19 protein-coding genes, 1 other RNA gene and 1 pseudogene are annotated in these 23,714 nt (G+C 63.4%); 13 read left to right on the forward strand and 8 right to left on the reverse strand.

The features are described 5' to 3' along the window. Positions 1 to 172 (reverse strand): transposase (locus H163_RS24375; protein ID WP_040678582.1); only part of this gene is annotated, 172 nt, incomplete at its 3' end. A 247-nt stretch (positions 173 to 419) separates the two neighbouring features. Beyond that, the gene (locus H163_RS0110005; RefSeq protein WP_040678584.1) at positions 420 to 641 is read right to left on the reverse strand and encodes a hypothetical protein; all 222 of its coding nucleotides are present in this window, start codon (positions 639 to 641) and stop codon (positions 420 to 422) included. A 234-nt stretch (positions 642 to 875) separates the two neighbouring features. Between H163_RS0110005 and H163_RS0110010 the strand changes: the two genes are divergently transcribed. Then, on the forward strand, positions 876 to 2,690 hold the full coding sequence (locus H163_RS0110010) for an aminopeptidase P family protein (RefSeq protein WP_019964442.1): 1,815 nt from the start codon (positions 876 to 878) through the stop codon (positions 2,688 to 2,690). 281 nt (positions 2,691 to 2,971) lie between these two features. Here the strand turns inward: H163_RS0110010 and H163_RS0110015 are convergent, their stop codons facing one another. Next, positions 2,972 to 4,636, reverse strand: coding sequence for a chloride channel protein (locus H163_RS0110015; protein ID WP_019964443.1), 1,665 nt, complete (start codon positions 4,634 to 4,636; stop codon positions 2,972 to 2,974). 248 nt (positions 4,637 to 4,884) lie between these two features. On the opposite strand from H163_RS0110015, the gene H163_RS0110020 reads away from it, so the two are divergent. The 3 genes and pseudogenes from H163_RS0110020 to H163_RS25000 all read left to right on the forward strand — a co-directional run bounded on the left by H163_RS0110020 (position 4,885) and on the right by H163_RS25000 (position 10,275). Then, on the forward strand, positions 4,885 to 6,297 hold the full coding sequence (locus H163_RS0110020) for an FAD-binding oxidoreductase (RefSeq protein WP_019964444.1): 1,413 nt from the start codon (positions 4,885 to 4,887) through the stop codon (positions 6,295 to 6,297). A gap of 30 nt (positions 6,298 to 6,327) precedes the next feature. Then, a pseudogene (locus H163_RS24995) lies at positions 6,328 to 6,990 on the forward strand (AsmA family protein); the annotation flags it as partial. A gap of 1,839 nt (positions 6,991 to 8,829) precedes the next feature. Continuing rightward, entirely contained in the window at positions 8,830 to 10,275 is a 1,446-nt protein-coding gene (locus tag H163_RS25000; RefSeq protein ID WP_486644324.1) for an AsmA family protein, read from the forward strand. A gap of 234 nt (positions 10,276 to 10,509) precedes the next feature. On the opposite strand, the gene H163_RS0110030 is transcribed toward H163_RS25000, so the two are convergent. The 4 genes from H163_RS0110030 to ssrA all read right to left on the reverse strand — a co-directional run bounded on the left by H163_RS0110030 (position 10,510) and on the right by ssrA (position 12,278). Further along, complete coding sequence (locus H163_RS0110030; protein ID WP_019964446.1) at positions 10,510 to 10,734, reverse strand: ribbon-helix-helix domain-containing protein; 225 nt, start codon at positions 10,732 to 10,734, stop codon at positions 10,510 to 10,512. Continuing rightward, the gene (locus H163_RS0110035; protein WP_019964447.1) at positions 10,731 to 10,958 is read right to left on the reverse strand and encodes a DUF4169 family protein; all 228 of its coding nucleotides are present in this window, start codon (positions 10,956 to 10,958) and stop codon (positions 10,731 to 10,733) included. The genes H163_RS0110030 and H163_RS0110035 overlap by 4 nt, the downstream gene beginning before the upstream one ends. 77 nt (positions 10,959 to 11,035) lie before the next feature. After that, a complete protein-coding gene (locus tag H163_RS0110040) occupies positions 11,036 to 11,644 on the reverse strand; it encodes an SspB family protein (RefSeq protein WP_019964448.1) in 609 nt (202 codons plus the stop codon). A 277-nt stretch (positions 11,645 to 11,921) separates the two neighbouring features. After that, positions 11,922 to 12,278: a transfer-messenger RNA gene (gene ssrA / locus H163_RS23970) on the reverse strand. 123 nt (positions 12,279 to 12,401) lie between these two features. Here ssrA and H163_RS0110045 point away from each other — a divergent pair. The 9 genes from H163_RS0110045 (at position 12,402) to H163_RS23665 (ending at position 22,781) form a co-directional block, all read left to right on the forward strand. Then, complete coding sequence (locus H163_RS0110045; RefSeq protein WP_019964449.1) at positions 12,402 to 13,196, forward strand: thymidylate synthase; 795 nt, start codon at positions 12,402 to 12,404, stop codon at positions 13,194 to 13,196. Between the two features lie 49 nt (positions 13,197 to 13,245). Further along, positions 13,246 to 14,256, forward strand: a complete 1,011-nt coding sequence (glpQ, locus tag H163_RS0110050; protein ID WP_019964450.1) for a glycerophosphodiester phosphodiesterase — start codon at positions 13,246 to 13,248, stop codon at positions 14,254 to 14,256. A 4-nt stretch (positions 14,257 to 14,260) separates the two neighbouring features. Then, complete coding sequence (locus tag H163_RS0110055; RefSeq protein ID WP_019964451.1) at positions 14,261 to 14,797, forward strand: dihydrofolate reductase; 537 nt, start codon at positions 14,261 to 14,263, stop codon at positions 14,795 to 14,797. Next, a complete protein-coding gene (locus H163_RS0110060; protein WP_019964452.1) occupies positions 14,794 to 15,282 on the forward strand; it encodes a GNAT family N-acetyltransferase in 489 nt (162 codons plus the stop codon). Before H163_RS0110055 ends, H163_RS0110060 begins: the two co-directional genes overlap by 4 nt. A 201-nt stretch (positions 15,283 to 15,483) precedes the next feature. Beyond that, positions 15,484 to 16,683 (forward strand): FtsH protease activity modulator HflK, encoded by a 1,200-nt coding sequence (gene hflK / locus H163_RS0110065; RefSeq protein WP_019964453.1) that lies wholly within the window; start codon positions 15,484 to 15,486, stop codon positions 16,681 to 16,683. Next, entirely contained in the window at positions 16,683 to 17,624 is a 942-nt protein-coding gene (hflC, locus tag H163_RS0110070; RefSeq protein ID WP_019964454.1) for a protease modulator HflC, read from the forward strand. Before hflK ends, hflC begins: the two co-directional genes overlap by 1 nt. Beyond that, a complete protein-coding gene (locus H163_RS0110075; protein WP_019964455.1) occupies positions 17,621 to 17,806 on the forward strand; it encodes a DUF2065 domain-containing protein in 186 nt (61 codons plus the stop codon). Before hflC ends, H163_RS0110075 begins: the two co-directional genes overlap by 4 nt. A 136-nt stretch (positions 17,807 to 17,942) precedes the next feature. Then, positions 17,943 to 19,454 carry a DegQ family serine endoprotease gene (locus H163_RS0110080; protein ID WP_019964456.1) on the forward strand — a complete coding sequence of 504 codons (1,512 nt, stop codon included), beginning with the start codon at positions 17,943 to 17,945 and terminating at the stop codon, positions 19,452 to 19,454. Between the two features lie 435 nt (positions 19,455 to 19,889). Beyond that, entirely contained in the window at positions 19,890 to 22,781 is a 2,892-nt protein-coding gene (locus H163_RS23665) for a putative bifunctional diguanylate cyclase/phosphodiesterase (protein WP_160118267.1), read from the forward strand. Positions 22,782 to 22,793: 12 nt separating this feature from the next. Here H163_RS23665 and serB read toward each other — a convergent pair whose 3' ends face one another. After that, positions 22,794 to 23,687 carry a phosphoserine phosphatase SerB gene (gene serB, locus H163_RS0110090; protein WP_019964458.1) on the reverse strand — a complete coding sequence of 298 codons (894 nt, stop codon included), beginning with the start codon at positions 23,685 to 23,687 and terminating at the stop codon, positions 22,794 to 22,796. Between the last annotated feature and the right edge of the window lie 27 nt (positions 23,688 to 23,714).

A 23,714-nucleotide genomic window follows, 5' to 3' on the forward strand; every position in this document is an offset into this window, starting at 1 on the left:
AGCCCAGACGCTCCGGCGTCCGCTCGCTCTTCGCCGCTCCCAGCGCCTCGTCCATCTCTGCTTCCAGAACCTCCTGCATGACGGCGCGGATCACATCGCGCAGGCCGTCTGGGTGCGAAAGCAGAATCTCTTTGACGCTGGCGCTGGCGGTCTTAACTTCGGTCTTGGTCATGGCGGCGTTCCTTCCACGGGAAACGGTGAACTTGAACAACACCAGTCTGCCATGACCGCCATCTCTCAGCGAATTTGCAGAACTCTCAGCACACTACCCGTATGGCGCGTTCAACCAGCTGCCCCTCTGATTCCGCCATGCGCCACAAGCCATTGCCCCAAAACGGAAAAAGGCCCCCGAAGGAGCCTTGTCATCCCGCAGTCCGGGCGGCGGATCACTCCGCCGCGGCTGCGATATGGTTTCCGTCTCAGATCGCGCTGGTGAGCGAGCCCTGGCGGCGCAGTTCTTCGCGATCGTAGCCGTAAGCTGCCAGCGTGGCATCGTCCAGCGACAGCAGGTAGCCGTTGACATAACGCAGGGCCTGCTTTTCGCGCGCAGCGACCATGTGGTCGAAAGCGCGGCGGATGATGCTGCGGGACGAACGGCGATCAGCGGCGATCATCGTGGAGGTAACAGTCGAAAGTGCCATTTGGATTTCTCCATCAATTCAGTGTGGCTAGGTTCCTCCCTCGTCACGGGTTGAATATGGCCTCATCCGGCCATTCCGAAAAGACATGGAACCGCATGACTGCCTTGCGTTTATTGCATGTGCGAAAAGACTATGCCGCAGTGCGAAAGGAAACGGCTTTTTAACCTTGCTGCATGTGGACGGGTGGTGCCTTTGAGATTGTCTGGCCGCTGCGGCGGGTTTAGGCTCCACTCCATGTTCCAGACTTTTGACACCCCCACCGATCCTTCCGTTGGCCGTCCGCGGCTTCAGGCCCTTCAGGCAGAGCTTGCCCGCCGTGGCCTCGACGGTTTCCTCATCCCCCGCGCCGACGCGCACCAGGGCGAGTATGTGCCGCCTTGCGATTGCCGCCTGCAATGGCTGACCGGCTTCGGCGGCTCGGCAGGCGTGGCCGCCGTGCTGGGCGGCAAGGCTGCGATCTTCGTGGACGGCCGCTACACGCTGCAGGTGCGCGAACAGGTGGATTGCGAGGTTTTCACCCCGCTGCATCTCATCAACGAGCCGCCGGTCAAATGGATCGAGGCGAATCTTTCCAAGGGCATGAAGCTGGGTTTTGACCCGATGCTGCATACACTCAACGCAACCCGCCGCCTGCGCGAAGTATGCGCCAAGGCAGGGGCTGAACTGGTGGCAGTCGAGACGAATCCGGTTGATGCGGTCTGGGAAGACCGTCCCGAGGCGCCGCTGGGTGCTGTTTCGCTCTATCCGCTCAAGTTTGCGGGAGAGGCCGTTGCGGACAAAGCCGCCCGCATCATGGCCTCCGTCGTGGAGCGCGGCGCGGATGCGGTGGTGATCACCCAGCCCGATTCGATTGCCTGGCTTTTCAACATCCGTGGGTCTGATGTGTCCCACACGCCGCTGCCGCTGTCCTTTGCCGTGCTGAAGGCCGCGCAGCCATCCGTGCTCTTCATTGATGGGCGCAAGCTCTCCAACGAGGTCCGCAGCGAGCTTTCGGCCTATGCCGATATTGCCGAGCCGCATCAGTTCCTGTCCGCGCTGGAAAGCCTCGGCAAGGAGGGGCTGACGGTGATGGTGGACCCGGACCTTGCCGGTGAAGCCATCGCCACGAAGATCACCGGGGCCGGCGGCAAGCTGGTGGAGGCCGCCGATCCGGTGCTGCTGCCCAAGGCCATCAAGAATGCGGCCGAGATTGCAGGGGCCAAAGCGGCGCATCTGCGCGATGCGGCGGCCTATTGCCGCTTCCTGTGCTGGCTGGACGAAGAAGCGCCCAAGGGCACGCTGGATGAGATTGGCGCGGCGGAAAAGCTGGAAGCCTTCCGTGCTGCGACGGGCGTGCTGAAGGATATCTCCTTTGACACCATCTCCGGCGCCGGGCCGAATGGGGCGATCTGCCATTACCGGGTGAACCGGGAGAGCAATCTGCCGGTCCCGCTGAACCGCCCGTTCCTGATCGATTCCGGTGGCCAGTATGAGGACGGCACCACCGATATCACCCGCACCATCGCGGTGGGGGAAATGACGGCGGAGATGAAGCGCCACTTCACGCTGGTGCTGAAGGGGCATATCGCCATCGCCACGGCCCGCTTCCCTGAAGGAACGACCGGCGCGCAGCTCGACACGCTGGCCCGCATTGCGCTCTGGCAAGCCGGGCTTGATTATGACCACGGCACCGGCCACGGCGTCGGGGCCTATCTTTCGGTCCACGAAGGGCCGCAGCGCATTGCCAAGACGGGCAGCCAGCCGCTGAAGCCGGGCATGATCCTCTCCAACGAGCCGGGCTATTATCCGGCCGGGGAATACGGCATCCGCATCGAGAATCTGGAACTGGTGACAGAGGCGCGGGACATTCCCGGTGGCGAGCGGCCCATGCTGGGCTTCGAGCCGCTGACACTGGCGCCCATCGACCGGCGGCTGGTGGATGTGGACCTGCTGACGGTGGCCGAGCGCAACTGGCTCAACGCCTACCACGCCCGCGTCCGCCACGAAGTCGGCCCGCACCTCGACGGCAAGACGCGCATCTGGCTGGAGCAGGCAACGGAGCCGGTTTGATCCGGTTTTGGAGTTTGGTGAGGAACTGACGGCTTGCTCAGTGTCATTCCCGCGAAGGCGGGAAACCAGTATCCCCTGTCTTGGCATTCTGGCCGCAGGGGATACTAGATCCCGGTCTTGCCGCTTCGCGCCAAACCGGGATGACACGGGAGGGTTTATTGGCCGCCCGGAGCACGTCCGCGCCCACTCCTCACACATTGATTCAAGCCGCTGAGATGGTGCTCAGCCGGCTTGGAAAGATGATTCCGGTGCATTCATCAACGCACTGAGAAATATGGACTTTACCGGTGTTCTTCTTCCGCCGCTTTAATCAGGACCGCATTGTAATGCGCCAGCGCGTGCACGTGGAAGGCCGTGGCGACGGGCATCAGCGGGGCTGAGCGGCGCACCACGGGAAGCCGCGTCTGACCGGTTTCATCGAACCGCCTCAAGGCCTTGTCGAGCGTTTCGTCTGTGAAGAGCACGGGCATCTCCGGCGTCAGCGGGCCGGTCTCTCCGGTGTCTCCGGGGGCCAGTGGCGTCATGAAGTCATCCACCCGCACCTCCCGCACCAGCATGCGGTGCAGCCCGTCCTTGAGCGGCACGCCCCGCATTTCCAGCTGCCACTGGAAGAAGGAGCGTCCATGTACCGCCTGGGTGATGCCAGTGGCGATGGAAACACACAGCAGCAGCGCCATGGAAAGCCCATAACCGCCGGTCAGCTCGAAGACGATCATGGTGGTCGAGACGGGGGCACCCAGCACGGAAGCCGCGACCGCGCCCATGCCGAGAATGGCATAGAGCCCGCCGCTGGAGGCCATGTCCGGCACGGCGGCGGCGGCGATGATGCCGAAGGCCCCGCCCGTCATGGCGCCCAGATAGAGCGCAGGCGAGAACACGCCGCCACCAAAGCGGGAGGCAAGGGTGATGGCAGTTGCCGCCGTTTTGGCCACCAGCAGGGCCAGCAGCAGCGTCAGGGGCAGCTGGCTCTTCAGCGCTTCATCGGTCGCCTCGTAGCCAACGCCGAGCACATGGGGGAACATCAGTGCTATGGCCCCCACTGCCAGCCCGCCCGTGACCGGGCGCAGCCACAGCGGCAGGGGAATGTTGCGCGCCACCCAGTCCGTGCCGGTCAAGGCGAACTGGAACAGGATGGAGACGATGGCGCAGGCAAGTCCCAGAAGCGCGAAGGCGGGGAACTCCCAGTAGGAGGTGATCTGATAGGCAGGAATGATGAAGGCCGCCACATCACCGAACCACAGCCGGGAGAAGACGGTGCCGGTGACGGCGGCGATGGCGACAGGGGGCAGGGCGGATAGGGCGTAATGCCCGAGGATCACCTCATGGGCAAAGAGCACGCCCGCGATGGGGGCATTGAAGGAGGCGGAAACCGCGCTGGCGACACCGCAGGCCAGCAGCATGCGGCGCGATGAGTCCGGCAGGCTGAACAGGCGGCCCAGGCTGGTGGCGATGGTCGCGCCCAGATGCACCATCGGCCCCTCGCGCCCGGCGCTGGCGCCCGAGCCGAGCGACAGGGCGGCAATCAGTGCGGAGGACATGCCCGGCCAGAAGCGCAGGCTGCGCCCGGCGCTGGCACGGGCCTCGATCACATCGGCCACGCTGGAGGCCCGCTGCATGGGCTGGACGAAATGCAGCAGCAGCCCCACCACCAGCCCGCCGGCTGCAGGGGCCAGCATCACCACATACCAGGGTACCTGTGCAACGGCCGTCACCACCGCCTCGCTGGACGTGCCGAGCCAGAGCATCTGGACGAGGCCGATCAGTTCGCGGAAGAAAATGGCCGCCCAGGAGACAATGGCGCCGATGAACAGGGCGAGCACCCAGATAAGCGGCGCCTTGCTGTGGCGGAAGTGCCGGACATTCAGCCGCAACTCGGCGGCGATGGCCGTGATCCCTGCTTTCAGGGGAAGCTTGAGGGAAAACAGTGGGGCGGGGCCTTTGGCCATGGCGTGATGCTCTCCACATCCGGGAACGCAGATGCTGCGGCCGCTGGCCACGCGTGTTCCTTCTTACCGCAATCCCGGTCAGAACTGGACCCGATTCAACGGCTTTTTGCCGGGAGGAAACAGGTGAGACAACAGAACCGGGATTTGCCCCACAAGACAGCTTTGGGTGGCGGGGCATCTTTGATAGTGTGCGCCAACACAAGAGGGCCGGAAACCAAGGTTCTCACGACAGGATGAGGAGATGCGCCATGTCTCTGGCGGCCATGCAGGTGCAGGTGAAACGCAACGAGGACGGCATCGCCGCCGTGAAGGCCGCATTGTCTGCCCGTTTTGGCGAGCGGTGCTTCACCTCCGCAGCCGTTTGCGAGCAGCATGGCCACACCACGACCTGGCTGCCGAATCAGGCGCCGGACGTTGTGGTCTTTGCGCAGACGACGGAAGAGGTGGCGGAGATTGTCCGGCTCTGTGCTCTGCACAAGGTGCCGGTCATCCCCTTCGGCACCGGTTCCTCGCTGGAAGGCCACGTGAATGCCCCCGGCGGCGGCGTCTCCATCGATCTCAGCCGCATGAACAGCATTCTGGAAGTGAATGCGGAAGATCTCGACTGCGTGGTGCAGGCCGGTGTGACGCGCTCGCAGCTGAATGCCTTTATCCGTGACACGGGCCTGTTCTTCCCCATTGATCCGGGCGCGGATGCCAGCATCGGCGGCATGGCGGCAACCCGCGCTTCGGGCACCAATGCGGTGCGCTACGGCACCATGAAGGATGTGGTGCTGGGGCTGACCGTGGTGACGGCGGATGGCCGCATCATCCGCACGGGCGGCCGGGCGCGCAAATCCTCTGCCGGTTATGACCTGACCCGGCTGTTCGTCGGTTCGGAAGGCACGCTGGGCGTGATCACGGAAGTGACGCTCCGGCTCTTCGGCCAGCCGGAAGCCATATCCGGCGGCGTCTGCCCCTTCCCGGATGTGGATTCGGCCTGCAACGCCGTGATCATGACCATCCAGTCCGGCATTCCGGTGGCGCGGATCGAGCTTCTGGACAAGATGCAGGTGCGCGCCTGCAACGCCTATTCCAAGCTGGATCTTGAGGAGACGCCGACGCTGTTCCTCGAATTCCACGGCACGGCCTCGGGCGTGAAGGAGCAGGCAGAACTGTTCGAGGCGATTGCGGCGGATTGCGGCGGCGGCACCTTCCGCTGGTCATTGCAGGCGGAGGAGCGCACCAAGCTCTGGACGGCGCGCCACAACGCCTATTTCGCGGCGCAGGGCCTGCGCCCCGGCTCCAAGGCGGTGTCAACGGATGTCTGCGTGCCCATCTCCCGCCTTGCCGAATGCGTGGCTGAGACGGTGGCCGACATCGAGCGGCGCGGGCTGCTGGCGCCCATCGTTGGCCATGTGGGCGACGGCAATTTCCACACGCTGGTGCTGGTGGATGTCAATGATCCGAAGGAGTTGGCGGAGAGTGAAGCCTTCATCGAGCAGATGAACTGGCGCGCCATCGAAATGGGCGGCACCTGCACCGGCGAGCATGGCGTGGGGCAGGGCAAGATGAAATATCTGAAAAAAGAGCATGGAGACGCACTGGATGTGATGCGTACCCTTAAAATTGCCCTTGATCCGGATAACATCATGAACCCGGGCAAGATCGTGCTCGTGTAACGGCAGCTTGCCGCACGCAACAGGAGAACGACGCTGAATTCGGTCTATATCACGGCGGGTGTGGCTATCATCCTGGCGCTGCTGGCGGCGCTGGTCGGGCCTCTCTTTGTCGACTGGACAGCGTACCGTTCGACCTTCGAGCGCTATGCCGGCGAGGCGCTGGGCCACAAGGTGACGGTGCTGGGCAAGGCCGACATGAGCCTTCTGCCCGCCCCGGCGCTCACCTTCACCGATGTGCGGGTGGGAGATGCGGAAAACCCGCTGCTGTCCGTTTCCCGTTTTCAGATGCGCGTCGAACTGCCGTCCCTGCTGAAGGGCGAAATCCGCGTCGTGGAAATGCGGCTGGACCGGCCGCAGGTGAACCTTGCGCTCGATGAGGATGGCCGCCTTGACTGGCTGATGGAGCGCAGCGAGGCGGGCCTTGCCCGGGTGGACCCGAAGAACGTCGCCTTTGACCAGATCGAGGTGAACAACGGCAGTGTGACGCTCTCCGATGCCCGCGATGGCGGGTCGCGCAAGATCGAGAACGTGAATGTGGTGGTGAGCGCCCGCTCGCTCAACGGCCCGTTCAAGGTGGACGGCAGTCTCTCCAGCGACGGCGAGCCCATGTCTCTGCGCCTTGCCACGGGTGAGCGCCAGCCCGGCGGCGGCATCCGCATCAAGGCAGACCTGACCCCGGCACTGACGCCCGCCCAGCTGAGCGTTGACGCGCTTTTGAGCGACAAGGCCGGTGCGCCGGAGCTTGACGGCCGGTTCACGCTCGCCTCCGTTGCCTCCGATGATCCCTCCATGCAGGAGTGGCGGGTCCAGGGTGACGTGAAGGCCGGCCCGGCTGCAATCACCGTGCCTTCCTTTGAACTTCGCTATGGCCCGGACGAGCGGCATGTGACGCTGACGGGTGAGGCTAATCTCGATCTGGCGGATTCGCGCCGGTTCCTCATCAAGGCCGGTGCGCGGCAGCTGGATCTGGACCGGATGCTGGGGCAGGGCCCGCAGCAGCCTGTGGCCATCCGCACGGCAGGGCAAAGCCTTCTTTCCGGTCTTGCAGCGCTGGCACCGGACACGCTCAAGGGCGAGGTCTCGCTTGACCTTCCGGCCATTGTGGCTGGCGGCGAGGTCATTCAGGGCACGCGACTGGACCTTGAAACGGCAGCTGGCGGCTGGAAAGTGCTGCGGCTCGCAAGCCGCCTGCCGGGCCGCACACAGGTGACCACGCAAGGGGACCTGTCCCTGCAAGGCGCGCCGTCCTACAGCGGCACGCTGGTGCTCAATTCTGCGCAGCCGGGTCTGCTGACGGGCTGGCTGCAGGGGCACAACGGGCTTGTCTTCACCGGTCTGCCGGTTGCGCTTGAAGGCAAGCTGGATGCGGGCAGCGGCGGGGTGAGCTTTGCCGTCTCGCGCCTCGATATTGACGGGGCGAAGGCCTCCGGGTCCATCGCCTACACCCATGAGCGCAACGGCAAATCCGTGTTCGCGCTCGGCCTTGAGGCGGAAAAGCTGGATCTGGATCTTGTGTCCGGCCTGGCTCCGGCCTTTGGCGCTGATGCGCTGGGCGGGATGCTTGCCGGGGCAGAGATTGACGTGAAGCTTCACGCCCGTGAAGTGTCGATCCGGGGCATCAAGGGCAAGGCCCTGACGGTGGAAGCCGGATATGACGGCGAGCAGCTGAAGATCTCGAAACTTTCCGCCAATGATCTGGCCGGTGCGCGCATCGATGCCATCGGCACCATCCGGGATCTGACTACCGTTCCCTCGGGCTCGCTCAACGCAACGCTGGAGGCAAGCTCTCTGGCCGGGCTTTACGCTCTGATCGAGAATGCGGCTCCGGACAGTGAATTGACCCGGCGCTTGCAGATCGGCGGTGACTATCTGGTGCCGGCCAAGCTGGACGGGCGCATTGAGGCCAAGCCCTCCGGCCAGGGCAGCGAGATGCGGCTGGTGCTGTCGGGCGAGGTCAACGGCAACAAGATTGGCTTCGACAGCCGCTTCGCCGGGCGGATGGATGCCTGGCGCGATGGTGATGCGGCCTTGACGCTGAACATGTCCGGGCCGGAAGGCGCGCTTTTGCTGCGCCAGCTCGGCTTTGACGTTGCCTCGGAAGAGGGGCTTGGTGCGGCGGAACTGGCGCTGAAACTGAACGGACAGCCGGGCGACAGCCTTGCCCTCAGCCTCGATGCGAAGGCGGGAACGAGCCGTCTGGAAGCCGTTGGCGACATGGAACTGCCGCGCGATGGCGTGCCGCTGCGCTACACCGCCGGGGTGACGTTGAAATCGCAGGACCTTTCTCCTGCGGTGCTGATGACCGGTCAGGTCCTGCCCGCACTGGCGGGGGATCTGACGGCGGACCTGCGGTTTGATCTGCTGGGTGAAGGCGGCAAGCTCAGCTTGAGCGACATCAAGGGCGCCATGGCCGGTGTGACCGTGGCCGGGCGCCTGACGGGGGATCTGACACCAGCCGCAGGATCGGGCCTTTACCGGATTTCCGGCGCGCTGGACCTTTCGGCCCTCGACGCCCGCCTGTTGTCGGAAGTCATGCTGGGCGCCGATCAATGGGCGCTTGCCGAGGGGAACGGCGTCTGGCCGGGGCAGGCGCTTGGAACGCCCTTTGCCGGGCACATGGATCTGGGTCTCGATCTCAAGGCCGGAAAACTGTGGCTGGATGACCTGACGGCCGTCGAGACGGTTTCCGCGAAGCTGCGGATCGTGCCGGACAGCCTGCGGCTTGAAGGACTTGAGACCCGCTATGGCGGCGGCAGCTTGAGCGGGCAGGTGGCGCTGACCCGCAATGCGGGCGAGGCGGGCTTCTCCGGTACGCTGCAACTGACCGGCGCGCAGGCCGAGAACCTTGTCTGGCAGCGCTCTGGCCGGGCCGTGGCAACCGGCACGCTGGATGTGAATGTGCAGTTTGAAACGAGTGGCCGGTCCATCGCAGCCATGGCCGCCGGGCTCAGTGGCGGCGGCACGGTGGCTCTGAAGGACGGTGAGCTGCGGGCGCTGAACCCGGAAGCTTTCGGCCTCATCATCCGCGCAGCCGACTCCGGCCTGCAGCTGGAGGAAGACAAGATCCGCAGCCTGTTTGCCAGCCAGCTGGATGCAGGCACGCTGCCTTTTACTTCCATCGAAGGCTCTTTGTCGATGGCGGCCGGCCGCGTCAGCCTGCGCAATCTCAGTGCTGAGGGAACCGCAGCGGCTCTGCTTGGTTCCGGCCAGATCAATCTCAATGACTGGACTGTGCAGGCCGATCTTTCGCTGAAAGCCGATGCAGGCGAGGACGCGGTTGCCGGCGCCGAACCGCAGGCAGGCGTGATCTTCTCCGGCCCTCTGGGCAACCCGGAACGGCGGATCGACACCGGCCCGCTGATGGCCTTCCTCACCCTGCGCGCCTTCGAGAAGGAAGTGGAGCGGGTGGAGCGCCTGCAGGCCGATATCCTCGACCGTGACCGGCTGGCCCGCGAGATGAAATATTTCCGCGAGGCGGAAGATCAGCATCGGACGGCCGAAAAGGCCGCAGCCGAGAAGGCGGCTGCGGAAAAGGCTGCCGCAGAAAAAGCCGCGGCCGGGAGCGCGTCAGGCCGTGAGCCGGAAAAAGCCCCCGAACCCGCTCCCGCGCCCGACCAGCGCGGAAATGCGCAGAGCACCGCGCCATCCCGCAGCGAGCGCGCTCAGACGGAGCCGGAGCCCGCCAATGGGGATGCTATCGGCGATCTTCTGACCTTCGAGGAAAAGATCCAGTCTGCCATTGGAAACGCCGGACGCAGCGGTGCCGCAGACCGTGATCCGGAGGCGACCGGCAGCGTCGCCCCCTTGCCGCCGCTGGAGCCCGCGAAGGAAATTCCCGCTGCGCCGCGTGTTCAGGGGCAGCGTTCTGATGCAGGGGCAGGAAGGCCAGCCGGGCGCACTCAAGCCAGAGCTGCTCAACCGGTGCAGGTCACCATGCCCAGTGGCCTCGTGGTCACCTATCCGGCACCTGCCAACTGATCCCTCCGGGTAAGAGCCCCGCATCTCGAGAGACCTCAGCCGTTTCGTCATGCCATGGCTCGACCATGGCATCCATTCCGTGGCTGTCGTTGCGGAAACGGGCGCAAATTTCCGGACCTCCTGCTTCGGATGTGATCTGGAACGGCATGGATGCCATGATCAGGTCATGGCATGACGGAGGAATGGCGGCGCAAGAAGGGTTTCTCAATCGGCACCCAGGCTTGCGGCGTTCCGTCACCCTTGCTCCGGCACAGCCTTGAGCGCTCTCAGCACGAACACTCTGGCGGCAGAGGACAGAGGCTGATCTGGTGCGCGTTCGGCGTCGATCATGCCGATGAGGGCGGCGAGGGAGAGGGAGCGCTCTGCGGCGATGCGGTCAAGTTCGGCCCAGAAATCGGGCTCAAGCGCCAGGCTGGTGCGGTGCCCCTTGAGGCTGAGGGAGCGCTTGACGAAGGTCACGCCTGGCCATCCCGGTCCGTATCTTCGGTTTTATCAGAAGAGGCCTTGCGCTCCAGCTGATGGGCATCCAGCGTCTGCTGCGCCTTGCTGTCGAGCGCGTCCTTGAGCTTGCGTTCCGCCTTGGTGCGGCCGTGGAGGCGGCGGTTGGTTTCGGCCTCGCTCTCCCGCGCCTTCAGGTCGCGGGCCTTGCGCGCCTGCCGCAGGTTGATGATGTCGGCGCCCATGCCTCAGCCTCCACCCTGATACCTGATCCAACAGGGAGGCCCGGACGCTGCGACCGGGTCCTCCGCAGATCTGAATCTTACGGCTTCTTGCGGAAGGCATCCAGCGAGACGACTTCGCCGCCTTCGGCCGGCTTGTCGTCCTTGGAGCCCTCTTCTGCTGCGTCCGCCTTGGCAGCCTTTTCAGCCTTCTCGGCTTTGCCGGCGCTTGCCGCCGTCTTGCGCGTGGCCGGCTTGACGTTCTTGTCCTCGAGGGACTTGGCAGCGGCAGCTTCCAGATTGGCGAGTTCGCCGACGGCTTCCACCAGATCGTCCGGAATGGGTTCTGCGGTCTTGCCTGGCTCGAACTCCAGCGCGAACTGGACGGAGGGGTCGAAGAAGCCCTTGATGGCGCTGAAGGGGATCAGCAGCTTCTCCGGAATGCCGCCGAAGGACAGGCCCACTTCAAAGGCGTGCTCGCCGATGGCCAGATCCCAGAACTGGTGCTGGAGAACGATGGTCATCTCGGTCGGATACCGCTCCTTCAGGCGCGAGGAAATCCGCACGCCGGGAGCATTGGTGTCGAAGGCGATGTAGAAATGGTGCTCGCCGGGAAGGCCCGTCCGGGCAACTTCGGCAAGGATCTTCTTCACCGCCGCCCGCAGGGCGTCCTGCACGATGATGTCATAACGGAGCAGGTCTTCTGCCATTCTTTATTGTCCGCCGGAATCAAATCAATTTCGGGCACCTTGACCCTTTGCCGGTCAAAAGAAAAGCCCCTCGCGTCACATATCGCCCTGTTGAAAGGCTCGTAATCCCGGCTTTTCGCAGACCTGTCCTCCACGCCGCTTCCGCTCCGGATGCCGGAAAGGGCGCATGCGGGAAATAATGGGCATGCTGCGGCGCTGTGGCAAGAGCATGACGCAGGGGCAATGCCTTGGAAGCGCTGAAAAACAGCGGAAATCTCTGGATCGCTTTGGGAGTTTAAGTGGAGGCTTCTGTTGCCAGGTGCCTCCGAACCCCGCCTGACAGTGCTACCCGTCAGGGCTTTAGGTGGACAACCCGCACCGCATTACGCGGCGAGAGCGACGTCCTGAGCATAGTTGTCGTTTGCAACTACAGATTTGGTCCGATATCGGTGGTACCATGCCGAGCGAAAGAGCAGTCTTTACACCCTCGTCGATCCTATTTCGCCCCCGCCGAAACCCACCGTTGAGGTGGGCTTGGGTGGAGGCGCCGGGTACCGCCCCCGGGTCCGATAGGCTTATTACACAGTCAATTTATCGCCGTAGCCGGTCAACCGGCAATTGGAATATAGGCATTTCGCTTGCCGATTGGAAGGGGGCAGGGCGCCTGTGGATGGAGTGGCTGTCAGGAGGCGCGCACCGGCAATGAATCCTTGCGCCCAAGCCCTCAGCGGGCCAGAACAGGCAGACAGCCGGAACAGGACAGCGGACGGGTAACCACGTGCAGCAATATCATGATCTGATGCGGCGCATTCTGGATGAGGGCATCGACCGGGGCGACCGGACGGGCACCGGAACGCGCTCGGTCTTCGGCCACCAGATGCGCTTCAATCTTGAAGAGGGCTTCCCGGTCGTCACGACGAAGAAGCTGCATCTGAAGTCGATCATCCATGAGCTTCTGTGGTTCCTCGCCGGTGACACCAACATCGGCTATCTGAAGGCCAATGGCGTCAGCATCTGGGATGAATGGGCCGATGAAAACGGCGACCTGGGGCCTGTCTATGGCGCGCAGTGGCGCTCCTGGCCTGCGCCCGATGGCCGGTCCATCGATCAGATTGCCAATGTGCTGGCGATGATCCGCAAGAACCCGGAATCGCGCCGCCTGATCGTCTCCGCCTGGAATCCGGCGCTGGTGGACGAGATGGCCCTGCCGCCGTGCCACACCATGTTCCAGTTCTATGTGGCGGGCGGGCGTCTGTCCTGCCAGCTTTACCAGCGCTCGGCGGATGTGTTCCTCGGCGTGCCCTTCAACATCGCCTCCTATGCGCTGCTGACCATGATGGTGGCGCAGGTTTGCGGGCTGAAGCCGGGCGATTTCGTCCACACGCTGGGGGATGCGCATCTTTACGCCAATCACTTTGATCAGGCGCGCGAGCAGCTGAGCCGTGAGCTGCGGCCCTTGCCGGTGATGACACTCAATCCGGCCGTGACCGATCTCTTCGCCTTCCGCTATGAGGATTTCCAGCTGTCGGGCTATGATCCGCATCCCGCGATCAAGGCACCGATTGCCGTCTGACCGGACGGCGGTTCGCCCACGTTCTGCCAGCCACACAAAAGGAGACGCCATGCGCCGTCCTTGCCAGTTTCTGCCTGCCTCCCTGCTCGGCCTCGTCCTGATGGCGGGCACTGCCATGGCAGAACCGCTTGTCATCGCCCATCGCGGCGCCTCCGGCTATCTGCCGGAACACACGCTGGCCGCCAAGGCGCTGGCCGTGGGCATGGGCGCGGATTACATCGAACAGGATGTGGTGCTGACGAAGGATGGCGTGCCCATCGTACTGCATGACATCACGCTGGATGCGACGACGGATGTGGCGGAGGTGTTTGCGGGCCGGGCGCGGGCTGACGGCCTGCATTATGCCATCGACTTCACCCTTGAGGAAATCCGCCGGCTGCAGGTGCTGGAGCGGGCCGGGCGCACCGGCGGCCTTGCCTTTCCGGGCCGGTTTCCCCGGGTGAAAATGGGCCTGACGGTGCCAACTCTGGAGGAGGAGATCATCTTCCTGAAGGGCCTTGGGCAAACGAGCGGCCGGGAGTTCGGCCTTTATCCGGAGCTGAAGTCTCCTGCCTTCCACCGGGACGAAGGCCAGGATCTCGCCAAGGCGGTGATTGCCGTGCTGGAGGCGCATGACCTCGCCGGGGCCGATGCCAAGGTCTATCTGCAGTCCTTTGATTTCAACGAGATCCGCCGCGTCAGGCAGGAGCTTGGCTACAAGGGCAAGCTGGTGCAGCTGCTGGGGGAAAACAGCTGGAACATGGCGCCGGGCACGGATTACGACTGGCTGAAGACGCCGGAAGGGCTGGCTGCGATTGCCGAAGTAGCGGACGGGCTTGGCCCGTCGCTGACGCAGGTTCTGACGGATGAGAACAAGGACGGCGTGGCCGAGGTGACGCCGCTGGTGCGCGATGCCAAGGCCTTTGGCCTTGCAGTTCATCCCTATACCTTGCGCGCCGACCGCCTGCCGCCCTTTGCGCCGAGCTTTGGGGAGTTGGTGCGGCTGACAGTGACGGAGGCCGGGGCGGATGGGTTCTTCACCGATCAGCCGGATCTCGGCCTGAAGGCACTGGGGCGGTGAAGCCATGATCAGCGCAGGCGGAAAAATGCTGGAAACGGTGATTGTCTCGGCGGTGGCGGAGAACGGCGTGATCGGCGCGGACAATGCCATGCCCTGGCGGCTGCCGTCTGATCTGAAGCACTTCAAGGCGCTGACGCTTGGCAAGCCGGTGGTGATGGGCCGAAAGACCTTTGAAAGCCTCGGCAAGCCGCTGCCGGGACGCCCGCATGTGGTGATCTCGCGGCAGGCGATTGATCTGCCGGAAGGCGTGCATCTGGTGCAGAGCCTTGAAGCCGCGCTGGAACTTGCCGGCAAGCTGGCGGCCGAGGGCGAAGCGGAAGAAGTGATGATCATCGGCGGCGGCCAGATCTATGCGCAAGCCATGGCCTATGCGGACAGGCTGGAGCTGACGCGCGTTCATGCCACGCCGGAGGGGGATACGGTGTTCCCGGCATTCAGCTCCGGCCAGTGGGAACTGGTGGCAGAGCGGGCCGCAGAGCGCGGCGGCAAGGACAGCGCGGATGTGACCTTCCAGACTTACCGGCGGCGGACTGCAGCATGACGGCGGCACGGGAGTTGCCAGAAGGCTGGCCCTGCCGCTGGTTCGCCTTCAAGGACATGCCGCTTATGGACCTCTACGAGGCGCTGAAGCTGCGCGTTGACGTGTTCGTGGTGGAGCAGAACTGCCCCTATCCGGAAATCGACGGCCGCGACCCCGAGGCACTTCACTATCTTTTGAAGGACGGTGAGGGACGCCTTGCTGCTTATCTGCGCGCCTTTGCGCCTTCTGCCGAAGAGCCCTTCGTGCGGCTGGGGCGCATTGTCGTTGCCCCGCATGCAAGGGGGCTGCGGCTGGGGGATCATCTGATGTCGGCAGGGCTTGCCTGGGCTGCTGCTGAGCATCCGCAGGCGGACGTGGAGCTTTCGGCCCAGGCGCATCTGCAGCGCTTCTACGGCAGTCACGGGTTTGAGCCCATCGGCGAAATCTATCTGGAGGATGGAATTCCGCACGTGGATATGCGTCGCCCTGCCGCGCCTGCGGTGTAACCTTAGGCGTCGCAAAGCCTTGAAAATCCGGGTCCTGGAACCCATGTCACGGGTGATAAACCTGAATCCGGCTGAGTTTGGGAGGCTCCGGAGGCTGCGCGTTGTCAGCGGCCGCTAACCTTCCTATAACCCCAAGCAGGTCAGATACAGCAAGTTCAACCAGGGGACAGGCAGACCTGCCCCCCGAAGAAGGATGTCTTGATGCCTTGGAGCAACCAGAGCGGTGGCGGTGGCGGCTGGAAGGGGGGCGGCGGAAACGGCGGTCCCTGGGGCGGCGGCGGTGGCGGCAATAATGGCGGGCCGTGGGGTTCCGGCCCCAATCGCAACGGTGGCGGCAATCCCCCCGATCTAGAAGAGCTGCTGCGCCGGACGCAGGACCGCATGAAGACGGTTCTGCCGGGTGGCGGCGGCAACTTCGGTGTGAAGGGCATTCTGCTGGCAGGCGTCGTGCTCGCCGGCGGCTGGATGCTGACCGGCTTCTACAGCGTGGCTCCGGATCAGGTGGGCGTGGAACTGGTGCTGGGCAAGGTGACCGGCCAGACCCAGCCGGGCCTGAACTACAACTGGCCTTACCCGGTCGGTGAAGTCTACAAGCCCGAAGTTCTGCGCCTGCAGGAAATGACGGTTGGCATGCAGGAGCGCGTCTCCGGCGGCACGGTGCGTTCCGTGGATGTGCCGGAAGAAAGCCTGATGCTGACGGGCGATGAAAACATCGTCGATGCCGACTTCAAGGTTCAGTGGCGCATCAAGACAACGACCGAAGGCGTCGCCAACTATCTGTTCAACATCCAGGATCCGGAAGGCACCGTGAAGGCGGTGGCCGAGAGTGCCATGCGCGAAGTGGTGGGCAGCTCGGATATCGACGCGATCCTCACGGAGAACCGCGCGCCGATCCAGGTTGCCGTTCAGAACTTGATGCAGACAACGCTCGACCAGTATCAGGCCGGTATCGACATCGTCAGCGTGCAGATGCAGAAGGTTGACCCGCCGCAGCAGGTCATTGATGCCTTCCGTGACGTGCAGGCCGCCCGTGCGGACCAGGAGCGTATCCAGAACGAAGCGCAGACCTATGCGAACCGCATTGTGCCGGAAGCACGCGGTGAGGCGGCACGGGTCATCGAAGCGGCTAACGGCTACCGTGATCAGGTGATTGCCGAGGCCAATGGTCAGGCGCAGCGTTTTACCAAGATCTATGAAGAGTACCGCAAGGCGCCGGATGTGACGCGTGAACGCCTCTATCTGGAAACGATGGAGCGGGTGCTTGGCAGCAATGCCAAGATCGTTATCGACCAGAAGGCGGGCGAGGGCATGGTGCCTTATCTGCCGCTCAACGATCTCTTTGGCCGCGGAACCAGCCAGCCGCAGCAGCCGGCAGTGCGTAATGGCGGGGGACAGCAGTAATGAAGAACGGTGTTCTCGGTTTTCTCGGGGTTATCATTGCCCTGGCACTGACGGTTCTGTACCTGTCGATCTACATCGTCAATCCGGCGCAGCAGGCGCTTGTCCTGCAGTTCGGCAAGGTGATTTCCGCCACCCAGCAGCCGGGTCTGCATTTCAAGATTCCGCTGGTCCAGAACGTGGTCTACATCGACCGGCGAATTCTGGACTTCAACATGCCGCCGCTGGAAGCCATCGCCTCGGACAAGAAGCGTCTGGTGGTTGATGCCTTTGCCCGTTACCGCATCTCTGATCCGGTGCTGTTCTATCAGCGCGTCAACAACATCAATGCCGCCAACCAGCGCCTTTCGACGCTGCTGCAGGGCGCGCTGCGTGACGAACTGGGCCGTTCGACCTTCACCGCCGTGGTCCGTGACAACCGTTCCCAGATCATGACCCGCATCCGCACGCTGGTGACAACGGCAACGAGCGATCTGGGCATTGAGGTGGTGGATGTGAAGATCCGGCGCGCCGATCTGCCGGAGGCGAACAGCCAGGCCGTGTTCTCGCGCATGCAGACCGAGCGTGAGCGTGAAGCGACTGAAATCCGCGCCCAGGGTGAAGAGCAGGGCCGCCGCATCCGTTCGCGTGCCGACCGTGATGTAACGGTGCTGATTGCCGAGGCCCGCCGTGATGCGGAAATCCTGCGCGGTGATGGTGACGCGGAACGTGGCCGTATCTTTGCCGAAGCCTTCAGCGAAGATCCATCCTTCTTCACCTTCTACCGCTCCATGCAGGCGTATGAAGCAGGCCTGAAGGCCGGTCAGACGAGCTTCGTGCTGTCGCCCGACTCCAGCTTCTTCCGGTACTTCAATGATCCGGCAGGGGCTGCGGCAGCAGCGGCTGCACCTGTACAGATGCCGGTCCAGGCGCCGGCTGCGGGTGCTGCACCTGCGGGGCAATGAGCGATCTGATAACAGCCATTGCTTTGGCGCTGGCGCTTGAGGGAACCCTCTATGCGCTGGCGCCAGGGCGCATGAAAGCGATGTTGCGCAGCGTGCTCGATATGGATGACAGCGTGTTGCGCGGCGTTGGCCTTGCGGCCCTGGCTGCCGGTGTGTTCGTCATCTGGCTGGTTCGCGGTTGAAAGGCTTCTTTGCCTCTCGGAAATGTCATGGCGCCAGTCCGATTGCTGTCGAACTGGCGCCATGTTTGCATATATCGTTAGAGTGATTTCGTGACCCGGGCATCTGCCCGCCCGATGGTATGGAGGAAAGCGGCCGATGGCCCGTATTTTCAAAGCTCAACACCTCTCGCGCGGCGCCCGTGTGGCCGCAGCGGCGATGATGGCGGCCTTTATCGCTGTGTCTCCGGGCCACGTCGCGCTGGCACAGGGGCCAGCCTCCGTTGCCGACCTCGCGGAAGGCCTCGCCGATGCAGTGGTGAACATCTCGACCGAGCAGACCGTTCAGGCCCGCCGGTCGATCCCGATGCCGAAGCTGCCGGAAGGCTCTCCCTTCCAGGAGTTCTTCGACGAATTCTTCAACCGCCAGAACAACGGTGAAGGCGGTGAGGAGGGCGAAGGCGGCGGTTCGCCGCGCCGTGTTCAGTCGCTGGGTTCCGGCTTTGTCATTGATGGCACCGAAGGCATCATCATCACGAACAATCACGTGATTGAGGATGCGGACGAGATTACCGCCAATTTCAATGACGGCTCCAAGCTGAAGGCGGAAGTCATCGGCGTTGACGAGAAGACCGATATTGCCGTGCTGAAGGTGACGCCGGTGAAGCCGCTGAAGGCGGTCGAGTTTGGCGACAGCGAGGTGATCCGCGTCGGTGACTGGGTGATGGCCATCGGCAATCCCTTTGGCCTCGGCGGCACGGTCACCGTCGGCATCGTCTCCGCCCGCAAGCGCGATATCAATGCCGGGCCCTATGACAACTTCATCCAGACGGACGCTGCCATCAACCGTGGCAACTCGGGTGGCCCGCTGTTCGACATGAATGGCAAGGTCATCGGCATCAACACGGCCATCATTTCCCCGTCGGGCGGCTCGATCGGCATCGGCTTTGCCATTCCCTCCAACACGGCCACCGCCGTGATTGCGCAGCTGCGCGAGTTCGGCGAGACCCGCCGCGGCTGGCTGGGCGTGCGCATTCAGGAAGTGACCGACGAGATTGCGGAAAGCCTGGGCATGGACAAGGCCATGGGCGCGCTGGTTGCCGGTGTCTCTGATGACGGCCCTGCAGCAGCTGCCAAGATCCTGCCTGGCGATGTGGTCGTCGAGTTCGACGGCAGGCCGGTTCCGGCGATGCGTGACCTGCCGCGCATGGTGGCCGACACGGCCATCGGCAAGGAAGTGGATGTTGTCGTGCTGCGCAAGGGCGAGCGGGTGACCCTGAAGGTGACGCTTGGCCGCCTTGAAGAGGCAGATGCATCGGGTGTGGCCGAGGAAGAGAAGAAGCCGGCTGAGGAAGAGCAGAAGACCAGCGAAGTGCTGGGCATGAAGCTGGCGGTGCTCGACGATGCCTCGCGCGAAAAATTCCAGATCAATGCGGAGGTCCAGGGCGTTGTCGTGACCGAGGTGATTGCTGGCAGTTCTGCTGAGGAAAAGCGTATCCAGGCCGGCGACACCATCAAGGAAGTTGCCCAGGAACCGGTCAAGACGCCCGAGGAAGTGGCTGCCCAGGTCGAGAAGCTGAAACAGGATGGCCGGAAGTCCGCCCTTTTGCTTCTGGCCAACCCGGCAGGAGAGCTGCGCTTCATTCCGGTGAGGATTGACGAACAGAAGTAGAATCAAGCTCTTGGCATTTTTGCCGGCAAAGGGCGCGGACCTGTTCCGCGCCCTTCGTTTTATGTCTGCAACCCATGGGTGTTGCAGGGTTGCGTAATTGTCATTATTGACGCTGCGTTATTTTTCGTTTGAAGGATATTTTTTACGAAACGTATAGCAATTTATACGAGTGTTCCCCTTGTCAAGGGTTCGCTTTACCGGCTGCGCCACACTGAATTGGCGCAGGGGATGTTTGGAGTGGCGTTTGTCTGAGGCAGGAATTCCAGATGGGGTGGGTTCTGGATGCGCTTATGGTCTTCATTGCCTGTCCTCCTGCGGTTTCAGCGCCTGCGCATTGCCGTCGCCGGATTTGGCGGCGTTCTTGTTCTCCTTATCCTGAGCCTTGGACTGGTCAGCATCCGGCAGATGCAGGCGGTCTCCGGCGGCATGAATCTGATGAGCCAGGCTACAGGTCCGCTCTATGTGGATGCCCTTCGCGCAACGGCCAGTGTCCAGCAAATTGCCGGGCTTTCGCGGACATTGATTGACGAGTGTTTTTTCCGCACGGGGGGAGATCCGGCGCTCGCAGCCTTCAATCTGCGGGCCGTTGATTATTCAGAGCTTGATGCGCTTGAGGTGTCGATCCGGCAGCGCAATCTCGAGACGCTGGGCCGGGATGCAATCCGGGCGCGGGATGACTTCAAGAAAATTCAGGGCGAGGTTCTTGCCGTCTGCGACCAGCATATTCTGAACTCTCAGGAGCGCAGGCGCGTCGAGGAGCGGCTCCGCTTCAATTTCAAGCGCGTGAATGCAACGCTGGACAGGCTGCTGGAACAGGTGGACGGCGCTGTCGCGCTTGATGAGCGCAGCATGCGGGAGATGATCGGCAGAGCCGATGGTCTTGAGGCGGAGAGGGTGCGGCTCGGGTCCGCCATGGTGGAGAACTGGCCGGTTATTCGTCTTGCCTATGACCTGCGCAAGGAAGTGGAACGGTTCGACGATAGCCTGCTGGGGGATTGGTATGCTGCAGGCACACGCAATCTTGGCGAAGCGCTCCAGAACCAGAGTCTTGCAGCGCAGGGCATTGGAGCGATTTCCCGCCAGCTGATGCCCTGGCTGGAGGCCCAGTCTTCTTTCTCCCGGACGCGGTCCTTGCGGGATGCAATCCGCGCTGTCTCCAATGAGGTGGATACCGGTGGTCCACTTGAGGCCGTGCTTCAGCAGGCCATGACGATTGACCGGGCCCGGACCGATGTGATGCGCCTGCTGCGCCTATCTGAGTACCGGCTGACGAAGTCGGTGCAAAAACTGGCCATCTGGGCACGTGAACAGAATGAGGAAACCACGGCGATGATCACCCGGCGCATTGATGCCGGGATGTTCACGATCCTCGCCGTGGCTGCCTTTGCCTGTTTCGCCTGTATTGGCGCCGTGTTTGCCTTCGGCGCCGCTGTTGCAAGGCCGGTGGAACGCCTGACGAACCACGCCAGGGCTCTGAAGGACGCGGGCGATGTCATTCACCCTGTTCCGGAGGATCTGATCAGGCGCCCGGACGAAATCGGAGAATTGGGTGCGGCGTTTGACGGACTGATTCAATCTGTAGAGGCTGCGCGGCAGGATCTGCTGGCCTCGTCCCGCCAGGAGGTGAAACAGCAGTTTGACCGGCTGTCTTCTGCGGTGGAGAGCATTCCGCAAGGAATTCTGATGTGCGGGCCGGATGACCGGGTGATCCTGGCCAATGGCAACTTCCGTGCGCTGTTTGATCTGCCGGAGGAGGCTGTCCTGCCGGGCACCGCGCGTGCCGGGGTCGTTGCGGCCTGCATCGGCCGTGGGGCACAGGTGATTGCCGATGAAGGCCCGCAGGATCAGAGGCTCGCAGCCGGGCTGCAGGTGACCCGCAAGCGTATCGTTCAGGTGCGGGACGAACGGACCATTGTCGTCACCATCGCCAGGACGGAAGAGGGCGGCTCTGTCGCTGTCTATGAAGACGTGACGGAGCGCCAGCGGCAGGAGCAGCGGATTGCCCACCTTGCCCATCATGACGCCCTGACAGGCCTTGCCAATCGCATTCTCTTCCGGGAAAAGGCCGAGGAATATGTCGCCCGCAGCCTTGCGACCGGCCAGCCGACGGCGCTGCTTTATCTTGATCTGGACCAGTTCAAGACGGTCAACGATACGCTTGGCCATCCTGTGGGAGACAAGCTGCTTGTTGAAGTTGCTGCGCGGTTGCGGCAGGCAATCGGCGAAGAAGACCTTATCGCCCGCCTGGGGGGGGATGAGTTCGCCATCGTGCTGCACGGGCGCCGCAGCCCTGCGCAGGCAGCAGAAATGGCGGACCGGATCATCGGTGCCATAGGCCAGTCATTTGATATCGGCGGGCAGTGCATCTTCGTCGGCGTCTCCATCGGCATTGCCATTTCCCCGCAGGATGGAGAAGACGCGGACACGCTTCTGATGCATGCGGATATGGCGCTGTACCGGGCCAAGCAGGACGGGCGCAACATTCACCGCTTCTTCGAGGTGGCGATGGATGCACAGATCCAGCAGCGCAGGGAGCTTGAGCTGGATTTGCGCTCGGCTCTCGCGGCAGGCCAGTTCCAGCTGCATTATCAGCCGCTGTATGGCCTCAGCCACGGTCAGGTGGCGTGTTTCGAAGCTTTGATCCGCTGGACGCATCCCGAGCGTGGCAACATTCCCCCTGGCGAGTTCATTCCCGTCGCCGAGGAAACCGGGCTCATCAGCACAATCGGCGCCTGGGTTTTGAAACAGGCGTGCCGTGAGGCGTCCCGCTGGCCATCAGATGTGCGGGTCGCCGTCAATATCTCGCCGGTGCAGTTCCGCACGCGGACGCTGGTTCTGGACGTTCTGGCGGCCCTTGGCACATCGGGCCTTCCGGCGAGCCGGCTGGAAATCGAGATCACGGAGGGCGTGCTGCTGCAGGATACGGAAGCGACGCTCATGATCCTCGAAGAATTGCGGAGCCTTGGCGTGCGCATCGTCATGGATGACTTTGGCACCGGCTACTCCAGTCTGAGCTATCTCCAGAAGTTCCGCTTCGACAAGGTGAAGATCGACCGGGCCTTTGTACAGGACATTCATGAGGGGGATGACAAGCGGGCCGTTGTGCGCGCCGTCACCAGCCTTTGCACCAGTCTCGGAATTGAAACGACTGCAGAAGGTGTGGAGACGGCGGCTCAGCTCGACGCCTTGCGCCGGGAGGGCTGCTCGCAGGCACAGGGCTTCTTCATTGGCCGCCCCATGCCCGCTGCTGATGTCATGGACCTTCTGAATGCGGGTGACGCGCCACAACAGCAGGCCAGCGGCATGCCGCTGCGTATTCCGGCCTGAGCAAGAGTTGCCTCAGGCGGCGAAGTCCTGCTGCCAGTAGCCCTGAATGAACAGAAGCGCCGTCAGGTCACCATGATCGACGCGCATGTCCGCTTCTGCCGCCACCTTCGGCTTGGCGTGATAGGCAACGCCCACACCGGCGCGCGCAATCATGGCAAGGTCGTTGGCGCCATCCCCCACGGCCATGGTCTCTTCAAAGGCGAGGCCCTTTTCCGCGACCAGCTCCTCAAGCCGCTCACGCTTGGCTTCGCGGCCAAGGATCGGCTCGCGCACCGTGCCGGACAGCTGGCCGTCCGCATGCTCCAGAATGTTGGCGCGGTTCTCGTCAAATCCGATGCGCTCTGCCACCGGGCCGGTGAACAGGGTGAAGCCGCCTGAGACCAGCGCGCAATAGGCGCCATTGGCCTTCATCGTGCGCACCAGCGCAACAGCACCGGGCATCAGGGTGATGCGCTTGTCCAGGACATCGCTCACCGCCGCGACCGGCAGGCCCTTGAGCAGGCCGACACGCTCGCGCAGGGCAGGCTCGAATTCGATTTCGCCGCGCATCGCCCGTTCGGTGATGGCGGCGATATGGTCCTTCAGGCCAAGTTCTGCGGCCAGTTCGTCGATGCACTCCTGTCCGATCATGGTGGAATCCATGTCGGCGATCAGCAGCCGCTTGCGCCGGCCTTCCACAGGCTGCACAAAGACGTCAACCGTGCGGGGGCCGGCCAGTGCGCGCAGGCGGGCTTCCACGTCCCGGGCGGGCAGGTCCAGCCCCACGGAGAGATCGGCGGCAACGCCGGGAGAGAGAAGGGCAGGGGCAGCTGCACTGTTCAGCAGGCGGGCTGCTTCGGCCAGAAATGTGTCATCAAGGGCCGGTGAAGCCGGATTGGAAACGAGCGTGGCAACCAGAGACGGCATCGGGGAACCTCTTGAACGGGCAGAAGG

It is taken from the genome of Pannonibacter phragmitetus DSM 14782, from assembly GCF_000382365.1.
In the GTDB taxonomy this organism is placed as follows: domain Bacteria; phylum Pseudomonadota; class Alphaproteobacteria; order Rhizobiales; family Stappiaceae; genus Pannonibacter; species Pannonibacter phragmitetus.